Here is a 21,487-nt window from a genome sequence, read left to right as displayed (position 1 = left end):
CAGAAAATCCTGGCTCTTCGCCGGATCAGACCGCGGTGCAGATCGTGCGGCCTTCATGGCCACATTGATTATGACGGCAAAACTCAACGACATCGATCCGCAGGTGTGGCTGGCCGACGTTCTTGCCAGCATCGCTGATACGTCGATTACCAGGCTGGAGCAGTTGCTTCCGTGGAATTGGACGCCGCCGACCGTCAACGCTCAAGCGGCCTGACCTGCGGCCTTCACCGGAGGCTTACATTCGGAAGCAGACATAGGCTGAACAACGCAGACCAGCCGGATCATACATTCTTACGGACGTTGTCAGCTCAGGCAGCGACAGCCCTGTCCGGTTCAAACGTAGTCAGAGCCCAAGGAGCTGTCGTGTAGCCGTCGGCGTTGCGTCCTAGTTCAACGGTGATAAGTCGATCCCCGTTGAAGGTAGGGCTGAGCTCTAGGCTCAAATAATCGAAGAGCTGCCGATCGTGAACAGCGATGATGACCTGGCGGCCATGTTGCTTCAGCGTCCGCAGCAGCGCTGCGAATTGGGCGATGTGGACATCGTCCATGCTTTGGACGGGATCGTCGATCACCAGCCAGGGCAACCTCGGTCGCACCGAAAGATGCAGCGATAGGAACAAAGTCAATGCCGCTGTGTTCAGATTTCCTGCACTCAGCATCGCGCGGGGATTGCCACCCTTGCCGCCCGAACGGTAGTGTGTTTCCAGCACGGCCTCAACCGGCTTTCCTGCGACCTCCGGAAGCGCGAATGCAGGAACGAAGTTCTCATCGGGAGCCAGACGGATGAAGAGCTGACGCCAGACGGCATTCAGTTCCTCATTGAAGATGTCCCGGACATGATTCCCGCGCACTGTCTGCGCACGCGCCATAAGGTCCTTTGCGACAGAAATACGCCTGTCGGCCTCTTGGCGTCGGGTGGCCGATCTGGTCTGCTTTTCTTGCAAAGCCTCGAGCATCTTCGTGTTTTCATCAAGGGACTGTTGGTTCGACGCGAGTGTCCTGAGGGTCGTGAGCGCTTGTTCGAGTTTGGCCTTGCCAGAACTTTCGGTTGCCTCCTGACGATCGAGCTCCGACGTCATGGATTGGATGACTGCCGCAAGTGGCACGTCGGCCGGTTCCGGCTCGATTCCCAACTGCAGGGCATAGATGTCGAGTTCCGCACGCAGGCCGGAAATCGACGTCGTCTGGCTGTTCAAGGCGGCGAGGACCTGTGCCGCCTTGGTTGCGTCGCGGATCAAGCGAGAACCGGCAACAGCTTCCCCCGCCAAGTCCTGCAGGCTATTGAGCCATTCGTTCCGCTGTGCAAGTTCGAAGATTACGCGTTCGCGCTCGGTCGGCGAGAGAACCGTGCCCTGAAGCTCGGTCTGCTTGCGTCGAGCGTCCGTCAAAGCCGCGAGTGTGTTCGAGCGATCGCGGACCAACGCTTCGACACGTCCTGCCGCGGTGACGAGGCGGCCGACTTCCGCTGAAACATGTGCGGCAAGCGGCCCGTCCCCGAGTTCTGCATAGTCACGGCCGCAGACGGGGCAATGTTCATCGTTTATGTGAGTGCAGATCGCGCTAAGTGCCTCGGCAAGCTCGCGGTTGGCGCCACCTTCCGCAGCCAACTGTCGATCAATGGCGTCGATACGACCCTGGCCTTGGGTCACGGACGTCGTGATTTCGCTGAGGGTCTTTGTTGCAGCGCTATCCGCGTCGACGGTTCCGCGAAGGCGTGCTCTTGCTCCCTCAACGGCCTGCTTGGCGGCGGCATGCGCTGCCGAAGGATCCGACGAGGAAGCGGGAATCTCGGGAAAGGCCTTTTGGATGGCGGTCAGCAGTTGTTCCAGGCGCGCCCCTGACCCTGCCCGCCAGCGGGCGAGTGCCTCCCGCGCCCCGGAACTTGTCTTTTCCGCGTCCACGCGTGCGCTGCCGGCCTCCGTCTTCGCAGCGGCCGCGACCTGCGAGGTTGCGGCATTGAGATCGCGTCGGATCCTGGCAAGCCGGCTGAGCTTCTCCTCGTGCTCCTGAACGCGGCGCTCGAGGTCCGGGCGCAGCCTGTCGGGGGCGATGGCACGATCGGCTGCAAGGGTCGAGCCGGAGAGGTCACGCAATCGGGCTTCAATCTGGTCTCGCTCGCGTTCCGCCGTCTCTACCCGAGCCGCCGCGGCTTCGACCGCGTCATCTAGGCTCGGCGCATCGGCACGCGCAGCCCAAAAGAGGGGGGACGGCTCGCGGAACCGTCTGACGTCGCCGGAAAGGTGCAGTCCGTCAATCAAGGCATCCAGCGCATCGAGGCCGAGCATTTCCTTGACGAAGCGCGTAAGCGGTGAACTGCTGTTGCGGGCATCCTGATGCTCATAGATCTCGAGCAGGCGACCCAGAGTCGCCTGCGCGAGATAGCACCGCTCGGTGTAGAACCGGGCCTGCTCTTCTGAGAGCTTGCCTTGTCCCAGAATGGCGGAACCGTTGGCGGTGAGGCTGCCTCCTGAACCATCGAACATTTTCTCGTCCGCCTGGATCGAGACATGGGCGCTGGAGTCCGGGGACAGCTTATGGGGGAGATAAGTCAGGTGGTTGGGATCGAAGCGCGCGAGTGACGCAACCGCTCCCGTTAGCCCGAGTTCGATCGCCGACAGAAGGCTGGTTTTCCCCGTGCCGTTCGGCCCGTGGATGAGAACTGCGGGCGCATCGAGCGAGATGGTTACGTCACCGCGTATGCTGCGGAAATTGCGGACGGTGAGAGACGTCATCCGGCCGCTCATTGCTGCGCTCCGCTGTCGTCAGTCTCGACAAATGGCTCGTCTACCAGTGCGGCCAGCCGGCTGGAGACCGCTGCCTCTCCCGCGTGAGAAAGCTCTATCAACTCACGCTCGATTGGATCCTTAGTGGCTTGAAGCAATTTGTCGAACGCGGCATCGGCGCGGCTTTCCTGCAATTTTGGCAGCTCCAGCGGCAGCAGCACCGCCAGCCAGTTTTCCAGATTGGACTGATCGGATGCATCGCCCACTGGCAACACGCGGGCATGTCGGGACAGTCTTGTGAGCGTGGACGATTCCGGTCTCGGACCGACGACAACGAGCGTCAGAGGTCGCCTCGACCCCATCATGTCCAAGGCCCGACCGACACCCTCGACCGTTTGCTGCAGCCGTGCCGGCGTCTGATCCAGCGTGTCGCCGACGACAACGAGATCCGGGCACGGCGGCTCGCCGACGAAGGCGGCTGCGGCGTCAATCTGCAATCCGCCGATCGAAAGCGGAATCGGAATTCTTCTGAAATCTGCCTTCCTGAGCAGCTCCGCGACGCGCTCGATGGGTGTTGTTTCCGTCATATCGCCATCTCTCCCTTGAAGCGCAGCATTAGCCGATCAAGGTCGGCCTCACCCTGCGCCAACTCCGCCAGGCTGAATTCCCGACGTCCCCGCCTCAAGGTGCGGCCGGGAGCGGCTGTTGGGTGACGCACGGCCCTTGGGGGCACTTCATGACTGTGCAAAATGATGGCGTCGTCGTCCTCGGACGCATGCCCGGCGGTGACAAGCCTCGCCGCTGCCTGCGCGTTCGCCGCAAAGAAGATCTCGGCGAAACGGACCGGGCCCGCCACCTTGACGGCGCCCGCCTTGGCATTCGCGGGATCGCCGAGGCTCAGCGTCCAATGGCCGGCTGCCTTGCCGCGACCGATTAAGGCAAGGCCAAGAGCCAGTTGGGGCAGGCCGGAACTCGCGACTGTCGGGTCAGCCAAGGTCTTGGCAACGCTGTTGATTGAGAGTGGTGTATACACGCCCCTTGCTGCTTCCAGCTCCTTGCCGTCCCGGAAGAAGCTTGTCGACCGCCCGGCCCAGGCGAGCGCCTTCAGCATGAAGGCCTCGTTGTCCTTCACCGCGACACCAAAGGCTGTGGCGTCGCGTAAGCTCCGAAGGTCCGCTCTCAGGGCCTTGTGTGCCGCCTCCGAAAGTCCAGCGGCTGCCGGTGCGACAAGCGCCTCCAGTTTGGCCGCGAGCACGTGCAGCCATAAAGCCGGCAGCAACGACTGACCGTAGCTCCTGAGCAATGAGCCTTGCTCGATCTCCGCAGCCTTGCCACAATAATCCAGCTTGTAGAAGTTTTGCAGCAGCGACAATTGATCAGCACCCACATCTTGCTCCGATAGTATCACGGACGGCGGGTGCGTGGGGAAATGCGACGGAAGATTACCCTGGGCGACGACGAAGACGTTCTGGATGTTCGTGTCCTGCGTCGACAGGCCGAGCATCAGCGTTGATTTCGAGACCGCGAGATCGACGAGCTTTGCGGCGATGACCTTGTTCTCAGCCTTGTCTGCCCAGCCGTGGATCTGAGAGGCTCGCCCGACGAGCCGGTCCCGGTAGTGGGCTTCGTCTTGGCCGGCGAGGACAGCGCAGCCGTGGAACTTGTAAAGTCGGGCGCGCGCCGTGTTGTCCTTCACATCGTCGGGAAGCACGCGCACCTGCATCACGCCAGGCCCGGCACCCGCGAGCAGAGCGATAGCCTTCTCAACCAGGCCGTCCCAGTTGGCGCTGACTGCATCCGAGACGACGCCCTCCATGATCAACCCCGCGAGGCCGAGATGCTCCGGACCAGGGCTGCTCGCAGGATCGGCATATCGGGCGACGACGCCGATGCCGTCCCACACAAGATAGTCGGCCGGCTCTCCCTGTGGATGCTGGTCGAGCATTCTAGCGTAGACGCCGGTGAGGCTCTTCGCGATGCGCTCCCGGTCGCGCCATTGCGCCACCGGTTTGGCATAGTCGACCTCCTTGCGATCGTCCGCACTCAGATTAACCAGACCGATGATTCGATCGAGGCTGCGTTTGAAGCGGCAATTGTCATTTGCGGGATCGACCCTAGCGCGCAGGTGCTCGAGAACACCCTCGGCGACGTCGACGAGACCCGGGACTTTGGACAAGGAAATGCCGGCGCCAAGCCAGACCGCGTAGGAATCGTTCGCAAGGCCCTGCGCGAACTCACTGAACTCGCCGTCAAGCAGCGTGAGTGTTTCGACTATCGTGATGTCCCACGCCGACGGCACGTTTAACAGCCTCCCCCAAAGGCAACTTACTTCCTGTCTTACTACTGTGAATCTCCCGAACCTGAAACAGTCACTGTGGCTTTAACAGAAAATAAGTAACGGCTTCTGCATTGGCCGCAATGCGCGAACTGGGCGGCGTAGGGTGGTCCGACGATTGGTTGGAAATTGGTGTCGATAGCGCGGGAACTAGAAGGCTATTCGAAACTGTTGCGACCTTCCCTTTCTTCCTCGGCTTGTTCCGCAGCGAGCTGAGCATCTATTTCGCCCGTGAGCTGTTGCGCCCGCGTCGCCAAAAGCTGATCAACCTCATCGTTGCCAGTCCTGGTCCGAAAGTAGATCTCTCGGGCGCGGATTAAATTGGAAGAATAAGGCCCATTGATTGATGAGCGCTCGACCCGATCGAACAGTATGTTCAGAAACGCGGGTTTGTTCGTAGAGCTGACTGCAAGAGCGAGCAAAATCGCCGACAGTTCCAAGATTCCGTCTTCGTCGTCGCTTTCAACCTTTTCATAGAGTTTGCAAGCGTTTGCGATGAATCTGCGCCTATCTTCAGAACCACCACACCACTCGACGAGAACGCAGTCCTCGATGTTTTTGACGGGTGTCTCAATTCGGCGGCCGAGCGCGTTTCCGACCAACCGCAGGCCGGTCGTGTATCTGCCGTTATCGTCCGGTTGAAAGACAAGATCCAAAGCATCCTTCGGGAAAAAACGAAAGTACGGCCCGGCATAGTGCCCAAACTCTCGGTATTTGCCAGCCGACGATCGCCCGAAAGCAAGCAGGTTAATGAAGCTTTGCCGAACAGCGTCGAATACACCGGCGCGCTTTACAGCGAACTTGATGACGCCCTGCAGCTCGGCATCGAAATTGACTCCCCTGTTTGCAACATCGGCCCAGTTCATGTATTGCAGAAACGCGCAGACCGCGAGTGCCAGCTCATTGGCATACTCTTTCGGCTTCTCCGCTGATGAGAAAATGACCATGCGCAAGACTTCAACGGCAACCGGTACACCGGCGCGGGTCGCTGATATCGCCTGGATCAAGCGGACGATTTCCGGAACTGTGAGAGGATCGGTGGCCCGGCCGTACATAAGCGCAGTGTAGGTGTCGACGGGCGCTCTTCCACTTTCCAAGATCTGAATCAGACGCTGGCAGGCTCTGCTATCAAGTCCGACGCCGCACTGAAGATAGGTGAACCACCGTCCCCATACATCGTCTATTATGGCCGCCTCGAAGAATGCCTCCACGGCGTTGGCATCTTTCAGTTTCCACCCCTGAAGAAAGCCCGTGACCAATCCGACGGAAGCTCGGTCGACCTTTGCAAGCTCCTCCCGGAACATGCCTATGACCTGGTCAGGGCGGACAAAAGCTTCGCCGAGGCCCTTTCCGAAATACAAGACCTTCAGCCCGCCAGAGGAGTTGGTCAGAAATTGAGGCATTAGCGCTGAGACCGTCGCCAGATCGTCAGCGGCTACCCGACCCAGCTCCACCGCTTCATCGTGGCTACGGTGGTGACGGGCGTGGACATCATCAATCGTATCATCGTCGGAATAATCCTCTGCGCCGAATGAACCGCGTGCCAAAATCTTCGAACGGATATTCCCTGCCAGGTCCGCGGGCCTCAGTTTGGCGCACAATGCATCCAAGGCTTCGCGTTCGCCGTCCTCGAAATGCTTTTCGTCCAATGTCCTAATCGTCCGCAGCGCTAGCCATCCTTCCGGCCATTGCCTAGACGCATCGATGTTCTCGATTTCCGACTGCAGAGTGCGCCAGATTCCTCGCGAGGTCCAAAGCCCCCTCATCGCTTCCGCAAGCATCAGCTCGATCCGAGGGGCAACGTCACCCCTTCCGTTAATCAGCTTCACCGCGAGAGAGAGAAACGGTCGATACCACGCCATCATTTCGTCGAGAGATCGTGGCCACCAACCGTGATCACGCTTATGCGCGCCAAAGTCTGGTTCCAGTGACTGATACTTATTCCAGTCAGATAAACATGCCTCAAGCAGGCCGAGGCCCACGTCCTGCTGTGACTTCTCCGCGCTTTGGACCAACCGTTCGACGACCTGGTATCGCTGATCAATCGACGCGTGCGTGCCGGAATGAAAGCAATGAAACAGCGAGGCAAATGTTGCCAAGTGCGAATCTGAACTGGAGTCCTTTTCCTCGGCCTCGACGAGCCGTATCAGCAAGCGGCTGGCTCGATCGAACAATGCCGCTTCATAGGCGATGGCGCGCAGGATTGTGGCGATGGCCTGAGACCGGTACGAACGAAGCTGCTCTTCGCTAGCGACCCAAAAGGCGCGCTCGAAACATGCAAGTGCTTCCGCCGGCACAACAGGAGCGAGGTTTTCGAACATCCCGAAACGGAAATCGTCCAAACCGTAGACATCACTCAGCCATGCGCCGTCAGCTAGGAGGTCGCTGGCCAACGATTGAGCAACTGCAGAATGGTGAAGATAACCAAGCCTGCGTGAGAACGAGCGAGCCATTCTTTCCGGGCCCTGCAAAAGTTCGGTTGTGAGATCCGCAATGGATATGGCTGTGACAGCCTGCCCGGCAAGGCGATTAGCGACGGCATGGGGTAGCACTGCCCTCCATTCCGCTCTTGATTGCAGCAACCCCCTGTTTTTCAGCTCTGACATCTGCCGCGTGATAGCGCGCATACTGAGATCAGCGAGCTTTGCCAAAATTGAAAGCTCCGACGCTGGACCTGTATCCGAACCGTTAAACGAATAGAGGAGGCTCATCGCCTCAGCAGCCCGTATCAACTCATCGCTGCTGGCCTGATTTTGATCAAACAGCCGTCGGAAGAGCGTCTCGTCTCCGAGGGCGGCGAGCTCGCCTCCTTTTGTTGCGGTCGACGCCAGCGCGAGCGCCACTCGGGAATTCCCGTCAGAAAAATTCACGATCGTCGATATGTCGATGGAAGTGAGGACCGGGTATCGCCGTTCGAGTATCTTCTGGATGATTTCGGCGGACACTCCCTCCAGCCTGTAGAAGTTCGTGCCTTCGGGATCGTCGTCGCGGATATCGTATTCCACGGTTATGAGGCGGGTAGGCGTTGGCGCCGCATTTCCCGTCGCAAGGCGGCTGTGCAGCGTCGAGGAGCAGTTGTCGACAACGAGGACGCTGCTCGGATCGGATGCCGCCAACGCGTCCAGCATGACTGCCGGCGGTGGGTCCACGTCACCTTGTAAGTCACAATAAATCACACGATTGGGGTCCAAGGTCGCGTTAGCCGTCCTCAGTCGGCTGTCGAAAAGAGCCTGGACGAGGCGTGTTTTTCCGACCCCCGACAGCCCGACTATCCGAATGTTGCGGTTGCCCGGCGAATCCTCCCGCAATGCGTTCACGGCTTCGAGGGCGGAAAGGTCACCTTCTCTGCCGGATCGAAAAATCCGGACGCCATCGTCGAAGAGGAACTCGGCAGTTTCGTCCGTCTCGCCATGCGCCCACGCACCATATGCCTTCCAGCCCCGAAGTGGCCAAGAGCCGACCTCAGCCAAACAGCAACCGCCGGATGGGCTGAAGCCCAATCGGCCATTTTCTGTGCATCGTAGAATCCCAGCCTCACCTTACCGACATGCCGGGAGCCTACCAGAGCATCGCTCATCGCGTCTGCCCGGGTCTTTAGGAACTTCTTGGAGACATCGTCTCGTGTCGAAACGATAATGTATGCGCCATTACCCGCGGCTAAATCGTCGAAAACCTTGCGCAAGATACCCGCCGGCTTCGGCTTCATCTCGTCAGTTATTTTTGCGGGTGGGAACTCCTCAGCCTTAACCTGAAAGGCGGTAAACGGAGCGAGGATGTATCCTCCACCCTTTATGGGATTGGCGCTGGCAACCTCGACATCCACGCCATCATCTGCGGCGCGTTGGTTCCCACCCCATGTAACCGACGCACGGGAAAGTCCCTGCGCTTCAAGGTCTGCCATGCTCAAACGAGCGACCAATTCGCGCGCTTGCTCATCGTTGAGAGCTTTGATGTCGGCTTTGGTGATCGAGAAAAGAGGGTGCATCAGGGTTCCGCGGCTATGTGGCTTGAGAAGAAGCAGGCTGGAGAGCGTCAGGTCCTGTAGGGGGTCGAGCTCGTCTCCACCAAATCAGGATCATAACCGCAGGTCTCAAGAAAGAATCTGATGCTCTTTTCCACCGCTTCATCATTGACGCCTGGACCGATCCTGACGGCGCTGATCGGGAGCTTCTTATTCTTTGATTTCAGTTCGAGATAGGGCAGCATCAGTTGCCCGCGCGGCCGAAACTTGAGCTTGTCAATCGGTGGGTTGCGGACAACCAGGCGCCACTCCTGCTCTTCCCGGAATCCATAATGCTTGAATCTGGGCACCAGTGTCGCAAGCAGATCCTTGAATTTTCGTCGGATTGCATCGTCCTCTTCAGTCCCAAGCATGTAGTCAAAATCATCGACGATATCAGGAAACTTTTCGGCTATCGCGGTCCTCAGGTGGCGTTTTGCCTCGTTTATACCGTAGGCAACCTGCAACAGCTCAGCATCGAGCTCGCTAAAGCAACTCCTGAGGCCGGACATCTTAAAGGTGATACTGACGCCCTGGCGGGAGGCGTACCCTCGCCATTGGCTTAAAATGTCGGAGCGTTCGCAAAAGCATACAATATAGGCTGCCGGCCGTTCAAAGTTCTCCATATCATCCGCAATGTCCTTGATAAGCTTCTGCCGAGCCGTTGCGGTCGGCTCGACGGCTTTGCCGTCCAGAAGGTTGTTCAAGACCTTTTTCGTTTGCTCGACGCCATGTTCAAGTTCTTGCGGATCGTTCAGAAAGGCAGCGTGGCTGAGCCACAGCTCGTTATTCTCAATGATTCCTTTCAAACCAGCGAGATCGGTATAGTGCGTGAGATGTGCAGGCGTCTTCGTGTCAGGACTAGATTTCTTGACGGTTACGTCGCCGGACGTCTTTGATTTCTTGGGTATGGCCATGCTTCGATCTTAATGCTGGGTTTCACTGCGAATGCGGGAGGGAAAGGTTGAAGGCTCGAAATGTCATTGCGGTACCAGTCAAACTACAGTCCGGCGTGCGTTTCAATACTGCTTATTGGGTGGCTCCGGTGAATCCGGAGGTTGCTCATTTTTGCTGCAGGTCGCAGGCTACTTGCGTCCGCGTCAAACTACTCTTGAGGATCACGCGCTGCGGGGTGACGCGACCGTACGGGGTGAAGCTGCGCTAAGCCGACCGGATCTCTTATGTCCATGTTTGAGACTTCTCGCCGACAGCGGACAGTCCGCAAGCGGCCCCGATTTTTCACCCTCAGCTAATCGCACCTGCCCACGTGTGCCAAAGTTGTGTCGGTTGCCGTTAGATTCTCGTTGGGCGACATCGCCACAGCATACGGCAGCTCGCGCTGAGTTGTGCCTGAAACCAGACTGACCGCTTCCGGCCCAACCTGCGTAGCGGCAATCAAATTGAGATTCAGCGTCAATCAGGATGAGACTCGCCGGGGTGTGACCGAGGGTGGGCGTAGCCCGGTCGTAGTCACTCCCCGGCGCGGCGCAGGTTTTCAGAACCTAAGTGTTAGGGTCGGTGGACGACCTCTTCTTCAGACTTTTCCTGCGCTTCCCCTGTGACACAATCTTGCGCCCAGCGTTGGCCGGTACGAACCCTGCCTTTGACAGCGCTTCGCCAAACGTCTCCGTTCCTCCCTCCGGTTCTCTGATCCGGGTAGTGTCGCCAGTTTTGCCCTCATCGCTCTTTCCACCTTGCGGCATGCCAGGTACCTCTTCAAACAGTCGCCATAGAGGACATCCCATTACGCGAAGAGGTTGGCCTGCTTGGGTTGACTTCCCCCATAATACGGGCGGTCCTATGGCTGTTAGATCCATACGGCTCTCCGTACTCATTGTCGTCGCCTACCAGACTCGCGCGCTTTCCGCAGTCCATCTACCAGCCGTTCCAACGGCCGGATCGAGCCACCCGTCCAGACGCTAGCCAAGGCATCCAGTTCGAATCCTTCAAGCGGCGTGGCCCAGCGCGGATCGTAACCCGCCTCGATGTACAGCCGCTCCAGGATCCGCGGGGCGAGCAGCGGCAATTGATCGGCTCCCGGGTCGGGAAAGCGAAGGATTCGGCACCTGTCGCGCAAGGCCGCCGGGATCGGCTCGAGCGAGTTCGCGGTCATTAGCCACGAGACATGCGACAGATCGCAGTGGGCTTGAAGGTAGGGATCATGCCAGCGGCGCGATGTCTCCTGTTCGAACAGGCCGATCAAGACGTCGTGCACGTTGCCATTGTGGCGGCTGGTGCCGATCTTCTCGATCTCGTCAAGAATAACGACTGGTCCGGCGCATCGGTGTCGGCGCACGGCCATGATCGCGAGGCTAGGTTCGCCCGATGTCCATCTCCGGGCGGTTCCGCCGACTGCGCTATCGCTCAAGCCTCCACAAGAAATGAGCTCGTAGGGCGCCCCGAGTTCCTCCGTCAGTCGCCGGGCGAACCGCGTCTTGCCACTTCCGGGTGCTCCAAGCAGGATTATTGGTCTTAGGTAGACATTTGGCCGGTCTCCAAGTCCTTCGAGCGCGCTGTCAACAATAGTAACCGCATATGGAAACTCCGCGATCAATCGCTCGCGAACAGCCGTTAGTTCGGGCATGCCGGGCAGTTTTAATGGCCGCTGCTTGAACTTCTCGAATTCCTTCGCCACTCGCTTCCCTTCAGGCGTTGTGTCATTACCAATGCCGCTGATCACAATCACTCCGTGCGTCCCACTTTCTTCGTGTTCTGACGGCTCTTCTTCCCAAGTTGTTGCCGCAAGGCCAACGGAGGATGTGTCCTTCGATTCCGCCTCGGCATCCATTGATGACGTGATCACATTCCTAAAGTGCGCTTCGTAGGTGCGGACTTCCGGCTCAAACCACTCAGCGGACCTCTGAACAGAGACGCCTGCCCGTCGGCGCCAGTCGAGTATGCGGGATTGCGCTGCCCAACCAAGCGAACGCCAAAGTAGGGCGCGGCACTCCGCAGGCGATAGATCCCCAGATGCGAGATGGGCGATTTCTCCTGCGATTATCGCCGTTGCCTGGCCGTCCCCAAAGAAGGCTCGATAGATTCTGCACCGCAGGCGGCACTCAGCGGCTGGCAAACCTTGGGCATCATCGATGAGATCAAGAGCAGCCTCCACTGCAAGGACACCGTCCTCACTCGGTTCCACTACAAGCTCGTCCAGGGTGGTCGCGAGGAGTTCGAGACCAGTCCGTTTGCGCTTTTTGACTCGACCCGAGAACCGACCGGCGTATTCGCGGATGTCTTCGGCCAAGTCCTCGCGGAAGAACGCCATGCCACGAAGCAGTTCCTCGGCGGTCGGCAAATGCAATCCGGCAATTGCGGCCTTCTGCCGGCGTTGAAAGTGGCGGTCTTGCGATGGTTTGTCTGTCACGGGACACCCTCTTGAATCCTAGTCGAGCACCGGCGTGCCGCCGCTAGCGGATACCGGCGCGCGCAATCTCGGCCATCGGGATTGAACATCTCTTCCCACTACCTGACGCAAGCGGGCAACTGATCGGATCGTATTTGATTCGAATCCGTCTGTCCGGGGGGGGGGCGGGTGAGCATTGGTCAATGCTAAGCCAGAACAACAGGCCGAGCGTGTCGAGGCAGGACTTCAAGTGAGCGCTAGGAGAGACACGGGTGGAAGGACGGTGCGCCTAATGTTGACACGGATCGCGACAACGCAGCGCGATCCGTGTTCTGACACCAAGGTCTTCAATGCAGAGTGATCCTAGCGTAGGCTCGTGTGTGTTAGGACGTGCACCCACGTCGTCATTTCAAGGATCGCCTCCCATAAATGGTTCGAACTTTCTCCCGTTCGCTGCACCACGTTCATAATCCTGTTTGAATACGCTGTATATTGCGTGAAAACGCGCGTTATTGCTTGACAATGGCGTTTTCAATGCAAGGATTGCGCCGCGGCGGGGTAAGTAAGTGTTGTCTTGTGGGAGTAAGACGATGGTTTACGATTGGAGTGGGGTAAGGGCCCGGCGCATTCGGGTCTTCAAAACCAGTGTCGCACTTGTTCTGGGAACCGTGATCGCAGCGGTCCCACTGTTTTTCTGGGCGATACAACTGCGCGATTTCTAAGTAGGAATAATCAGCGTTCCGCGACGGGAAGGGTGTTCGGCGCCCTGGTTTCGCGCCATCTGTTGATCACCCAGCCGGCCAGCAGGCCGAGCGCGGCCCCCATCGCCTTGACGCCGGCATCATGCAGGCGGGGGTGGCGGGTCGGCGCGAAGTATTGCAGATATTCGATGGCGACCGCCCCTGTTATCAGCAGCGCGGCCACCAGTTTCCACTGTCTGGGATAGGCGAGGGCGAAGGCGAGGCCGAGGAGAACATAGGCGCCGCCACGATCCGTATCGACGGTCGTGACCGTATGTGGTCTCAGCCCGATCGGCGAAACCGTGACAAAGAGGATCAAGGCGAGCAGCAGCCAGGCCAGCGGTTTTGCGAATTTGAAGATCATCATCGCTCCATATAAGTGGCAGGCCTTTGCATTGACAGTTAAAATCGGTTCATCTGCCGCCGATTTTGCGGTTGGCTTAAGAAAGGCTTCCCGAGGCTGGAGCCGGCATCAGGATATGAGCGGCTCGGTCAGCGAACCGGAAATGGCCGGAGCGGCCTTTCTTTTGCCGGCCGGCCTGTGCCATAGCGGCGGCTACTCTCTAGGAATGGACCACGCCCGTGACGAGACTTGAAGTCGAAAGCGCCGAGGAGGCAATGCGCAGCCTGTTTCCGGCAACGCCACTGCAGCTCAACGATCATCTTTCCGCCCGCTACGGCGCCGATATCTGGCTGAAGCGCGAGGATCTGTCGCCGGTGCGCTCCTACAAGATCCGCGGAGCCTTCAATTTCTTCCGCAAGGCGATCGGGCAGGGGGCGGCCGGCAAGACCTTCGTCTGCGCTTCGGCCGGCAATCATGCCCAGGGCTTCGCCTATGTCTGCCGCCATTTCGGCGTGCCGGGGGTCGTCTTCATGCCGGTGACGACACCACAGCAGAAGATCGACAAGACCCGCATGTTCGGCGCCGAATTCATCACCATCCGGCTGATCGGCGATTTCTTCGACCAGTGCTACCAGGCCGCGCGTGATCATGTCGAGGCGATCGGCGGCGTCATGGTGCCGCCCTTCGACCACGCCGATATCATCGAAGGGCAGGCGACCGTTGCTGCCGAAATCATGCAGCAGCTGCCTGAGGGAACGGTGCCTGACATGGTCGTGCTGCCGGTCGGCGGCGGCGGACTTGCCGCAGGCATTACCGGTTATCTCGACGGCATCGTGCCGAAATCGGCCTTTGTCTTTGCCGAGCCCGCCGGTGCGCCGAGTCTCAGACGCAGCATCGAGGCGGGCCAGGTGACGACGCTTGCCAAGGTCGACAACTTCGTCGACGGCGCAGCCGTCGCCCGCATTGGCGACCTGAATTTCGCCGCTCTGCGCGATTTCCCGGCAAGCCAAGTGCAGCTGATGCCCGAGAACGCCATCTGCGTCACCATTCAGGAGATGCTGAATGTCGAGGGCGTCGTGCTGGAGCCGGCCGGCGCCCTGTCGCTGACGGCGATCGCCGCGATGGATGCCCAGGCGATCCGCGGCAAAACCATCGTTGCCGTCGTCTCCGGCGGCAATTTCGATTTCGAGCGCCTGCCTGACGTAAAGGAAAGAGCCATGCGTTACGCAGGGCTGAAGAAATACTTCATCCTCAGGCTTGCCCAGCGCCCCGGCGCGCTCAGGGATTTCCTCAATCTGCTCGGTCCCGACGACGATATTGCCCGCTTCGAATATCTGAAGAAATCGGCGCGCAATTTTGGCTCGATCCTGATCGGCATCGAAACCAAGGCGCCGGAGAATTTCGCCCGGCTGATCGCAAATTTCGAAGCCGCCGGCATGGGTTACGAGGATATTACCGAAAACGAGATCCTCGCCAGCCTGATCATTTGACTTGGCGAGCGCGATGGCGGCGTGTTAGAGACGGATCATGGCTTCGTTCCTTTCAAATCTCTTTTCGATGTTCTCCGGCGGCAAGCCCGCTTCGGAGGTGGCAGGCCCTTCCGGCGAGCCGCAGCTTTACGGCGATTGCACGATCTATGCGGAGCCGCGCAAGGAAGGCAGCCAATACCGTCTGGCCGGCCGTATCGAAAAGAAGGTCGGCGACGAGGTGCTGGTGCGCAATTTCATCCGCGCCGATCTTTTCTCGTCCTCCGACGACGCGATCGAGTGCACAGTGCGCAAGGCGCACCAGATCATCGACCAGCATGGCCCGTCGCTCTTCGGCGACGGCGAGAAGCTTCGCCAGGTCTGAGGCCGCGATCGTTCCGACCCAGGGCGCTGGACAGAAATCCCTTGCTTTTCAAGCGTATGACTTGAGCGTCCCAAATATGAGGATGGGCTCACGCAATCTTAAAGGATTGCGGTGAAAGCTATGGCCTGCAGGATTTGCAGGACGCCCTCGTGTTTGACTTTTTCGGACGATCGACCAAAAGATCCGCAGCCGCGATCGCCGCTTCCGCGCGGCGCCGGCCTGCAGCCGAGGTGTCGTGATGGAGGCTCTCAACCTCGTTCTCTTCGTCGTTGAAGCCATTGCCTATTTCGTGCTGATGGTGACGCTTCTGCACTTCCGCCGTCGGCTCGGTCTCGGGGTCTTCCTGACGGCGCTCGGCGTCATGCATTTCATGGAGACCTATCTGGCGGCGGTCTTTTACGTCTCGCTGCCGTTCGGGGATGTGTCGCCGGGTTCATCCGTCTTCTTCTCCGGCAAGCTGATGATGATCCTGATGCTGTACCTGTGGGAGGATGCCGCGACGGTGCGCCAGCCGATCTACGGCCTGTTCCTCGGCAACCTTCTGACCGTCGGCATTGCCTGGGTGCTGCAAATGCACCAACCGCTGCAACTGTCTTCAAACCATACGCCCGACGTCGATTTTCTGAAGGAGATGGGCTGGCTGATGATCTGGGGCACGGCGCTGCTCTATGTCGATTCGCTCGGCATCATCCTGCTATACGAAAAACTCGGCGATTTCTTCCGCAGGCGCGTCGTGCTGCGTTTCATGATCTCCGGCTTCGTGCTGCTGACCTTCGACCAGGTCGGCTTCTTCGCCGCGCTGCATTATTTCCTCGATGTGCCGATCGCCGTATTCTGGGGTGGCTGGAAGGCGAAGATGCTTTCCGTCTGCCTCTATGGGGCAATGTTTGCGATCTATGAATATCGGATCCGCCGCCTCGGCGCCGACGCCGCCGCGCGCTCCATCAGTGACGTCTTCGGCGATCTGACATTCCGCGAGCGCTACAATGATCTTCTCGAGCGCACCGGCCGCGACATGCTGACCGGCGTCTATGACCGCACGCGTATGGAACTGGAGGCGCCGCTGATGTTGCGCGAGGCGCTGCGGCAGGGGCTGTCTGCGACCGTTCTCATTATCGACGCCGATCACTTCAAGGACGTCAATGATGGTTACGGTCATCTCCAGGGTGACGTGGTGCTGAAGTCGATCGCCGCCCGGCTCGGCACGACGCTGCGTTCCAGCGACCGTATCTTCCGCTTCGGTGGCGAAGAGTTCGTCGCCGTCTGCCCCGGCACGAGCCATGAGGAAGGACTGCTGCTTGCCGAGCGTCTGCGTTGGACGATTGCGACCAGCGTCAAGACGCCGGATGGCAGTCCGGTCACCGTCTCTATCGGCGTGGCCACGGCCGAGGAGGACGGCAGCAGTTTCACCACGGTGCTGTCGGCTGCCGATGGCCGCCTGTACGCGGCAAAGAAGGGCGGCCGCAACTGTGTCGTTGGCCGCTCCGGCCTGGTGAAACTCGGTTAAGCCGGCTGATCTCCCGATCAGTGCGATAGGTCGGTGCAGGTGTTTGGGGTGTTGAGTAAATCAAAACAAATGTCTTCATGTGTGTGTATTTTCAATATCTTATCGTATCAATAAAAACGGCTTGTTGGCATAATGCAAACGTGATCTCCATTGCCTCGACATTTCGCATGCGAGGGACGTGGAGACATGAGTGATATAGCTTTACGAACGAAGGTTGATGGCGGCGAATTTGCCGTTTTGTGCATCGGCGGGTTTCTTCTTTCGATCGCCTATGGCGTAACCTTTCTGATCCCGGTGTTGGTCGGCCAGCGCGGTGGCAACGAGGCGCTTGCCGGCGTGATCATCTCGGCCGCGACCGTCAGCACCGTCGTTCTGGTCATCCTCTCCGGTCACATCGCCGATGCCATCGGCTCTGCGCGGGCGGTGGCGGTTTCCGGGCTCTTTCTTGCGGCCTCCGGACTGGGATTTGCCATGGTCCCGGCAGCCGGGCTCAGCATGATGACCGTCGGTTTCGTTCTCGGCATCGGCTGGGGCACCTTTTACGCGCTCGGTCCGATCCTGGTCGCCGCGATCACCGAGCCGGAGCATCGGATCAGGTTCTTTGCGCTGCTGTCGGGATCGATGATGTCGGGCATCGCCGTCGGACCGATCATCGGGCGCATCGCCACCGGCTGGTCCATGCCGATCGAGACGGCCTTCGCCTTTGCGTTTCTGTCCAGTCTCGCCGGCGGCGCGCTTTATTTCCTGCTGCATATCAGGCTGACCAGCGCCGGCAAAATTCTGCCGCATGTCAACAAGATCTCCTTTGCCGCAGCGCATCAGGTGATCGGTTCGCGGGCGATCTATTCCATCGCCATGGTCGGCATCGGCGGCGCGATTTTCGGCGGGCTGTCCAGCTTTCAGACCAGCTACGCCAAGGCGCATGGTTTCGACTATTCGCTGTTCTTCATCGGCTTCATGTCCGCCGCCATCCTGAGCCGGCTGTTCGTGGCGGGATATGTGGTCAAGAAGGATCCGTTCTATTCGCTTCTGGTCCTGACCAGCCTGACGCTGGTCTCTATCCTGCTGTTCCTGGTGGTGACCTCGAGCCAGCTGGCCTATTTCGGCGCCGCGGCGATGCTGGGGCTGGGTTATGGGCTGACCTATTCCGTCATCAACGGCCTGGCGGCAAACGAGGCGCCCGCGGGCCTTATGCCGCAATCGCTGCTCCTGTTCTCGCTGTCCTATTTCATCGGCGTCTTCGGCTTTCCGCTGATTGCCGGCAACCTGATCGTTTCCTCCGGCATCCAGGCCATGCTCTACGTGCTGCTGCTGCTTGCCATCGCCAATTTGGCAATCGTGCTGTTTCGCGTGGTCCGCCGCGTAAGGAATGGCTAACCGAGGCCGGCAAGGTCGACTTGCCCGGCTCTCGCTGAATTAGGCGGCGCGGAAGATCTTGGCGCCGGACGGTGCGCTCGTCATGCCGCCATCGACGGTGATCTCGATGCCAGTGACATTGGATGCGTCGTCGGAGGCGAGATAGAGCGCGGCTTTGGCGATTTCGTCGGCTTCGCTCATGCGGCCGAGCGGGCTCATGCCGCCGATGCGGGCCTCGAGCGCCGACATCGCGTCTTCGGTCTGGGCCATCGGCGACCAGATCGGCGTCTTCGTGCCGCCAGGCGTCACCTGATTGACGCGGATGCCGCGCGGCGCAAGCTCGGAGGCCATATTGCGCGTCATCGCCCGGACCGCGGCCTTGGTCGCCGCATAGGCCGTCCAGCCCGGAGCGCCGAGCACGGCATGCACCGAACCGTTGAGGATGACCGAGGCGCCGTCGTTGAGATGCGGCAGGGCCGCCTGCACGGTGAAGAAAACCGCCGTGAGATTGGTGCTGATGATCCGATTGAACTGTTCCGACGAGGTGTCACCGAGCGGTGTCGCGCCGCCGATGCCGGCATTGGCGAAGACGATGTCGAACCTGCCGACCTTTGCGGCGGCTTCCGCAAAGGCCTTTTCGGTGGCGGCTGCATCGGTGACGTCGAGGTTGAGCGCCACGACGCCAGCCCCGAGCACCTTTTCGGCGGCAGCGAGCGTTTCCGGATTGCGGCCGGTGATCACGACCTTGGCGCCCTCATCGATGAAGGCCTTGGCGGTCGCAAGACCGATGCCGCTATTGCCGCCGGTGATCAGGGCCACCTTGTTTCTTAGACGCATGATTCATGCTCCTCTTGGAAATGACAACGATATGGATTATGATCGTTATCTAGAAGGATTATAATTGTAATCCACATAAGTCAAGAGGCACCGATGGGGCGTTCGCAGCTGGAAAAACAGAAGACGCATGAGAAGATCGTGGAGACCGCGTCCAGGCGGCTGCGCGAAGCGGGACTCGACGGTATCGGCGTTGCCGACCTGATGAAGGAGGCCGGGCTGACCGTCGGCGGCTTCTACAAGCACTTCGCCTCCCGTGACGATCTGGTCGCCGAGGCGATCCAGTCGGCTTTCGATTCATGGGGACGCAAGTTGGAGGCCGAGGGGATCAACCCGACGGAGATGACGGCTGCCGATATCGCCGAGCGTTATGTCAGCACCTATCACCGCGACAATCCCGGCGAGGGCTGCCCTTTTGCGGCGCTGACCTCCGATATATCGCGCAGCGGCGAGAAGGCGCGAGCGATCGCGACGGACGGACTCAGGCGCAATTTCGCCGGATTGGCCAGCAAGGCCGCAGGAGCGGATGAAGGGGAAAGACGACGCAAGGCGATCACGGCCTTCGCGATGATGGCCGGCGGCGTCGGCCTTGCCAGGATTTCCTCCGATGAGGCGCTGTCGGCCGAAATCCTCGAGACGATTCGCGATTTTGTCGCCGCTATCGACAAATGAAAAACGGCCGGCGAAGGGCCGGCCGTTGCATTGCACCCAAGCGTTTGAGAGCCGATCAGGCGGCCAGCGCGATTTCCTGGACACGCGACTTGGCGGCGTCGATGGCCTTTTCAGCGGCTTCCGGGCCGAAGGCCAGGCCTTCGACATAGATGGTCTCGACGTCAGTGATGCCGAGGAAACCGAAGACCGACTTCAGGTACGGTACGGCATGGTTCAGGGGGGCGGCCGGGCCCTGCGAATAGACGCCGCCGGAGGTCAGTACGACATAGACCTTCTTGCCGGTGACGAGGCCGACCGGGCCGGTTTCCGTGTACTTGAAGGTCAGGCCGGCGCGGGCGACGTTGTCGATCCAGGTCTTCAGCGACGAATAGATGCTGAAGTTGATGAGGCCGGTGCTGATGACGATCGTGTCGGCGGCCAGCAGTTCGTTGACGAGCTCGTCCGAGGTCTTGATGGCGGCGATTTCTTCGGCCGTGCGGGCTTCCGCAGGCTTGCGGATGGCGGCGGTGAAGAGGTCATCGATATGCGGCAGCGGATTGGCGGCGAGGTCGCGGCGGACGACGACGCTGCCCGGCTTCTGGTTCTTCAGCTTTTCGGCGAGATCGACGGCGATCGGGGTCGAGAGCGATTCGGCGCGCGGGCTGGACGTCAGAAGAAGGATGGACGACATGCTGCATTTCCTTTCGAATTGAATTGGACGGCTCGTTGCTGGGAGGTGAGCCGCGGTGTCGAGAAGGAAAATAAGTCTGGCCCGCTATCGAAAAAACGGTGATAATGTCGATCGAAACTATCGATGGAATGGATGGACGATGCTTCCGAACCCGACTTTAGACCAGTTGCAGGTGTTTTTGACCGTTGCCGAAACCGGCAGCTTTTCGGCCGCATCGCGGGCGCTGAACCGGGCGCAGTCGGTCGTCAGCTATACGATCGCCAATCTGGAAGCGCAGCTTGAAATGCCGCTCTTCGAGCGGTCTGGCGCGCGCCAGCCGAAGCTGACGGAAGCGGGCAAGGCGATGCTCGAGGATGCGCGCCGCATTCTCGGCGACCTGCAGGTCATGCGGGCGCGCGTCAAGAGCCTGAGAGAGGGCCTCGAAGCCGAGGTTTCCGTCGCCATCAGCGTCATGGTGCCATCGCGGGCCGTCGTGGACGTGCTGCATGAATTCCGCGAAAGATTTCCGTCCGTTGCGTTGAACCTCAATGTCGGCGAGCTCGGCGTGGTGATGGACCTCGTCCTTAGCGGCAAGGCGACGATCGGGATTGGAGGTGCAGTCCTCAAGCAGGACGATTCCGTCGTCACCGAGCGGATTGGGCATTCCTTCATGTTGCCCGTTGCCGCGCCCCACCATCCGCTTGCCCGAATAGACCGGCCGCTCACGCTTGGCGACGTGCGCGAGGAAGTGCAGCTCGTCGTCACGGACGCGTCGGGCCGGACGAAGGGGCGGGATTTCAATGTCCTCTCCTACAAGACGTGGCGCGTCAGCGATATTGCGATGAAACACCAGCTCATTAAGGCCGGCCTGGGCTGGGGCGGACTTCCGGCATCCGTCATCCATGATGATCTGCGCAGCGGCGCGCTCATCCATCTCGATCTGGATGCCTATGAGCAGGGCGAATATGCCATCTATTCGATGCGCCAGCTCGCCAACCCGCCCGGGCCTGCCGCCAGCTGGATGATCGACGCCTTCCGCACACGGCTTTCCCATTGCCCGAACCAGGCCGATTTCCATGCCGAGATGGCAGAACTGCGTGACACCGCACCGCCGCTCGCGGCCGAATGACG

General features: G+C 59.8%; 18 protein-coding genes. 8 read left to right on the top strand and 10 right to left on the bottom strand.

From position 1 onward, the window contains the following. Positions 1-214, top strand: a 214-nt coding sequence (locus tag EFD56_RS15210) for a transposase domain-containing protein (protein ID WP_164736834.1), incomplete at its 5' end; no start/stop codon positions are given. A gap of 94 nt (positions 215-308) precedes the next feature. Here the strand turns inward: EFD56_RS15210 and EFD56_RS15205 are convergent. From EFD56_RS15205 to EFD56_RS15170, 8 genes are all read right to left on the bottom strand, one after another. Next, entirely contained in the window at positions 309-2,744 is a 2,436-nt protein-coding gene (locus EFD56_RS15205; RefSeq protein ID WP_126905654.1) for an AAA family ATPase, read from the bottom strand. Next, entirely contained in the window at positions 2,741-3,310 is a 570-nt protein-coding gene (locus EFD56_RS15200) for a hypothetical protein (protein ID WP_126905653.1), read from the bottom strand. The genes EFD56_RS15205 and EFD56_RS15200 overlap by 4 nt, the downstream gene beginning before the upstream one ends. Further along, positions 3,307-5,022 carry an SIR2 family protein gene (locus EFD56_RS15195; RefSeq protein ID WP_126905652.1) on the bottom strand — a complete coding sequence of 572 codons (1,716 nt, stop codon included), beginning with the start codon at positions 5,020-5,022 and terminating at the stop codon, positions 3,307-3,309. The genes EFD56_RS15200 and EFD56_RS15195 overlap by 4 nt, the downstream gene beginning before the upstream one ends. 194 nt (positions 5,023-5,216) lie before the next feature. Next, positions 5,217-8,186, bottom strand: a complete 2,970-nt coding sequence (locus EFD56_RS15190; RefSeq protein ID WP_126905651.1) for a hypothetical protein — start codon at positions 8,184-8,186, stop codon at positions 5,217-5,219. Positions 8,187-8,371: 185 nt separating this feature from the next. Beyond that, the gene (locus tag EFD56_RS15185) at positions 8,372-9,043 is read right to left on the bottom strand and encodes a hypothetical protein (RefSeq protein WP_126905650.1); all 672 of its coding nucleotides are present in this window, start codon (positions 9,041-9,043) and stop codon (positions 8,372-8,374) included. A 47-nt stretch (positions 9,044-9,090) separates the two neighbouring features. Next, on the bottom strand, positions 9,091-9,975 hold the full coding sequence (locus EFD56_RS15180) for a DUF2971 domain-containing protein (RefSeq protein WP_126905649.1): 885 nt from the start codon (positions 9,973-9,975) through the stop codon (positions 9,091-9,093). Positions 9,976-10,889: 914 nt separating this feature from the next. After that, a complete protein-coding gene (locus EFD56_RS15175; protein WP_126905648.1) occupies positions 10,890-12,425 on the bottom strand; it encodes an AAA family ATPase in 1,536 nt (511 codons plus the stop codon). 711 nt (positions 12,426-13,136) lie between these two features. Next, complete coding sequence (locus tag EFD56_RS15170; RefSeq protein WP_085742307.1) at positions 13,137-13,511, bottom strand: VanZ family protein; 375 nt, start codon at positions 13,509-13,511, stop codon at positions 13,137-13,139. On the opposite strand from EFD56_RS15170, the gene EFD56_RS15165 reads away from it, so the two are divergent. From EFD56_RS15165 to EFD56_RS15145, 5 genes are all read left to right on the top strand, one after another. Then, positions 13,498-13,740: a hypothetical protein gene (locus tag EFD56_RS15165; protein ID WP_125461092.1), complete on the top strand. Its 243-nt coding sequence runs from the start codon at positions 13,498-13,500 to the stop codon at positions 13,738-13,740. The genes EFD56_RS15170 and EFD56_RS15165 overlap by 14 nt on opposite strands. Continuing rightward, positions 13,727-14,977 (top strand): threonine ammonia-lyase, encoded by a 1,251-nt coding sequence (gene ilvA, locus EFD56_RS15160; RefSeq protein ID WP_037114385.1) that lies wholly within the window; start codon positions 13,727-13,729, stop codon positions 14,975-14,977. Before EFD56_RS15165 ends, ilvA begins: the two co-directional genes overlap by 14 nt. Before the next feature lie 37 nt (positions 14,978-15,014). Then, positions 15,015-15,338: an HlyU family transcriptional regulator gene (locus tag EFD56_RS15155; protein ID WP_037138261.1), complete on the top strand. Its 324-nt coding sequence runs from the start codon at positions 15,015-15,017 to the stop codon at positions 15,336-15,338. A gap of 235 nt (positions 15,339-15,573) precedes the next feature. Then, complete coding sequence (locus tag EFD56_RS15150) at positions 15,574-16,845, top strand: GGDEF domain-containing protein (protein WP_184332989.1); 1,272 nt, start codon at positions 15,574-15,576, stop codon at positions 16,843-16,845. 186 nt (positions 16,846-17,031) lie between these two features. Beyond that, positions 17,032-18,222 (top strand): MFS transporter, encoded by a 1,191-nt coding sequence (locus tag EFD56_RS15145; protein ID WP_126905647.1) that lies wholly within the window; start codon positions 17,032-17,034, stop codon positions 18,220-18,222. Between the two features lie 39 nt (positions 18,223-18,261). On the opposite strand, the gene EFD56_RS15140 is transcribed toward EFD56_RS15145, so the two are convergent. Continuing rightward, positions 18,262-19,038: a glucose 1-dehydrogenase gene (locus EFD56_RS15140; RefSeq protein WP_085742310.1), complete on the bottom strand. Its 777-nt coding sequence runs from the start codon at positions 19,036-19,038 to the stop codon at positions 18,262-18,264. Between the two features lie 93 nt (positions 19,039-19,131). Between EFD56_RS15140 and EFD56_RS15135 the strand changes: the two genes are divergently transcribed. Further along, complete coding sequence (locus EFD56_RS15135; RefSeq protein WP_064827434.1) at positions 19,132-19,707, top strand: TetR/AcrR family transcriptional regulator; 576 nt, start codon at positions 19,132-19,134, stop codon at positions 19,705-19,707. 55 nt (positions 19,708-19,762) lie between these two features. Here the strand turns inward: EFD56_RS15135 and EFD56_RS15130 are convergent, their stop codons facing one another. Then, positions 19,763-20,377 carry an FMN-dependent NADH-azoreductase gene (locus EFD56_RS15130; RefSeq protein WP_010006692.1) on the bottom strand — a complete coding sequence of 205 codons (615 nt, stop codon included), beginning with the start codon at positions 20,375-20,377 and terminating at the stop codon, positions 19,763-19,765. 139 nt (positions 20,378-20,516) lie between these two features. Between EFD56_RS15130 and EFD56_RS15125 the strand changes: the two genes are divergently transcribed. Beyond that, positions 20,517-21,485 carry a LysR family transcriptional regulator gene (locus EFD56_RS15125; RefSeq protein WP_085742311.1) on the top strand — a complete coding sequence of 323 codons (969 nt, stop codon included), beginning with the start codon at positions 20,517-20,519 and terminating at the stop codon, positions 21,483-21,485. Positions 21,486-21,487 lie beyond the last annotated feature (2 nt).

The organism is Rhizobium phaseoli (assembly GCF_003985125.1).
Taxonomy (GTDB): domain Bacteria; phylum Pseudomonadota; class Alphaproteobacteria; order Rhizobiales; family Rhizobiaceae; genus Rhizobium; species Rhizobium phaseoli.
Note: the sequence above shows the minus strand (reverse complement) of the source record. Positions and strands in the feature narration are given on the sequence as shown.

Excerpts from the sequence above, each read along its gene's own strand:
- EFD56_RS15200 (WP_126905653.1), bottom strand. The coding sequence starts at position 3,310 with ATGACGGAAACAACACCCATCGAGCGCGTCGCGGAGCTGCTCAGGAAG.
- EFD56_RS15185 (WP_126905650.1), bottom strand. The coding sequence starts at position 9,043 with ATGCACCCTCTTTTCTCGATCACCAAAGCCGACATCAAAGCTCTCAAC.
- EFD56_RS15140 (WP_085742310.1), bottom strand. The coding sequence starts at position 19,038 with ATGCGTCTAAGAAACAAGGTGGCCCTGATCACCGGCGGCAATAGCGGC.
- EFD56_RS15190 (WP_126905651.1), bottom strand. The coding sequence starts at position 8,186 with ATGCTGGACGCGTTGGCGGCATCCGATCCGAGCAGCGTCCTCGTTGTC.
- EFD56_RS15180 (WP_126905649.1), bottom strand. The coding sequence starts at position 9,975 with ATGGCCATACCCAAGAAATCAAAGACGTCCGGCGACGTAACCGTCAAG.
- EFD56_RS15205 (WP_126905654.1), bottom strand. The coding sequence starts at position 2,744 with ATGAGCGGCCGGATGACGTCTCTCACCGTCCGCAATTTCCGCAGCATA.
- EFD56_RS15170 (WP_085742307.1), bottom strand. The coding sequence starts at position 13,511 with ATGATGATCTTCAAATTCGCAAAACCGCTGGCCTGGCTGCTGCTCGCC.
- EFD56_RS15155 (WP_037138261.1), top strand. The coding sequence starts at position 15,015 with ATGGCTTCGTTCCTTTCAAATCTCTTTTCGATGTTCTCCGGCGGCAAG.
- EFD56_RS15145 (WP_126905647.1), top strand. The coding sequence starts at position 17,032 with ATGAGTGATATAGCTTTACGAACGAAGGTTGATGGCGGCGAATTTGCC.
- EFD56_RS15135 (WP_064827434.1), top strand. The coding sequence starts at position 19,132 with ATGGGGCGTTCGCAGCTGGAAAAACAGAAGACGCATGAGAAGATCGTG.
- EFD56_RS15130 (WP_010006692.1), bottom strand. The coding sequence starts at position 20,377 with ATGTCGTCCATCCTTCTTCTGACGTCCAGCCCGCGCGCCGAATCGCTC.
- EFD56_RS15125 (WP_085742311.1), top strand. The coding sequence starts at position 20,517 with ATGCTTCCGAACCCGACTTTAGACCAGTTGCAGGTGTTTTTGACCGTT.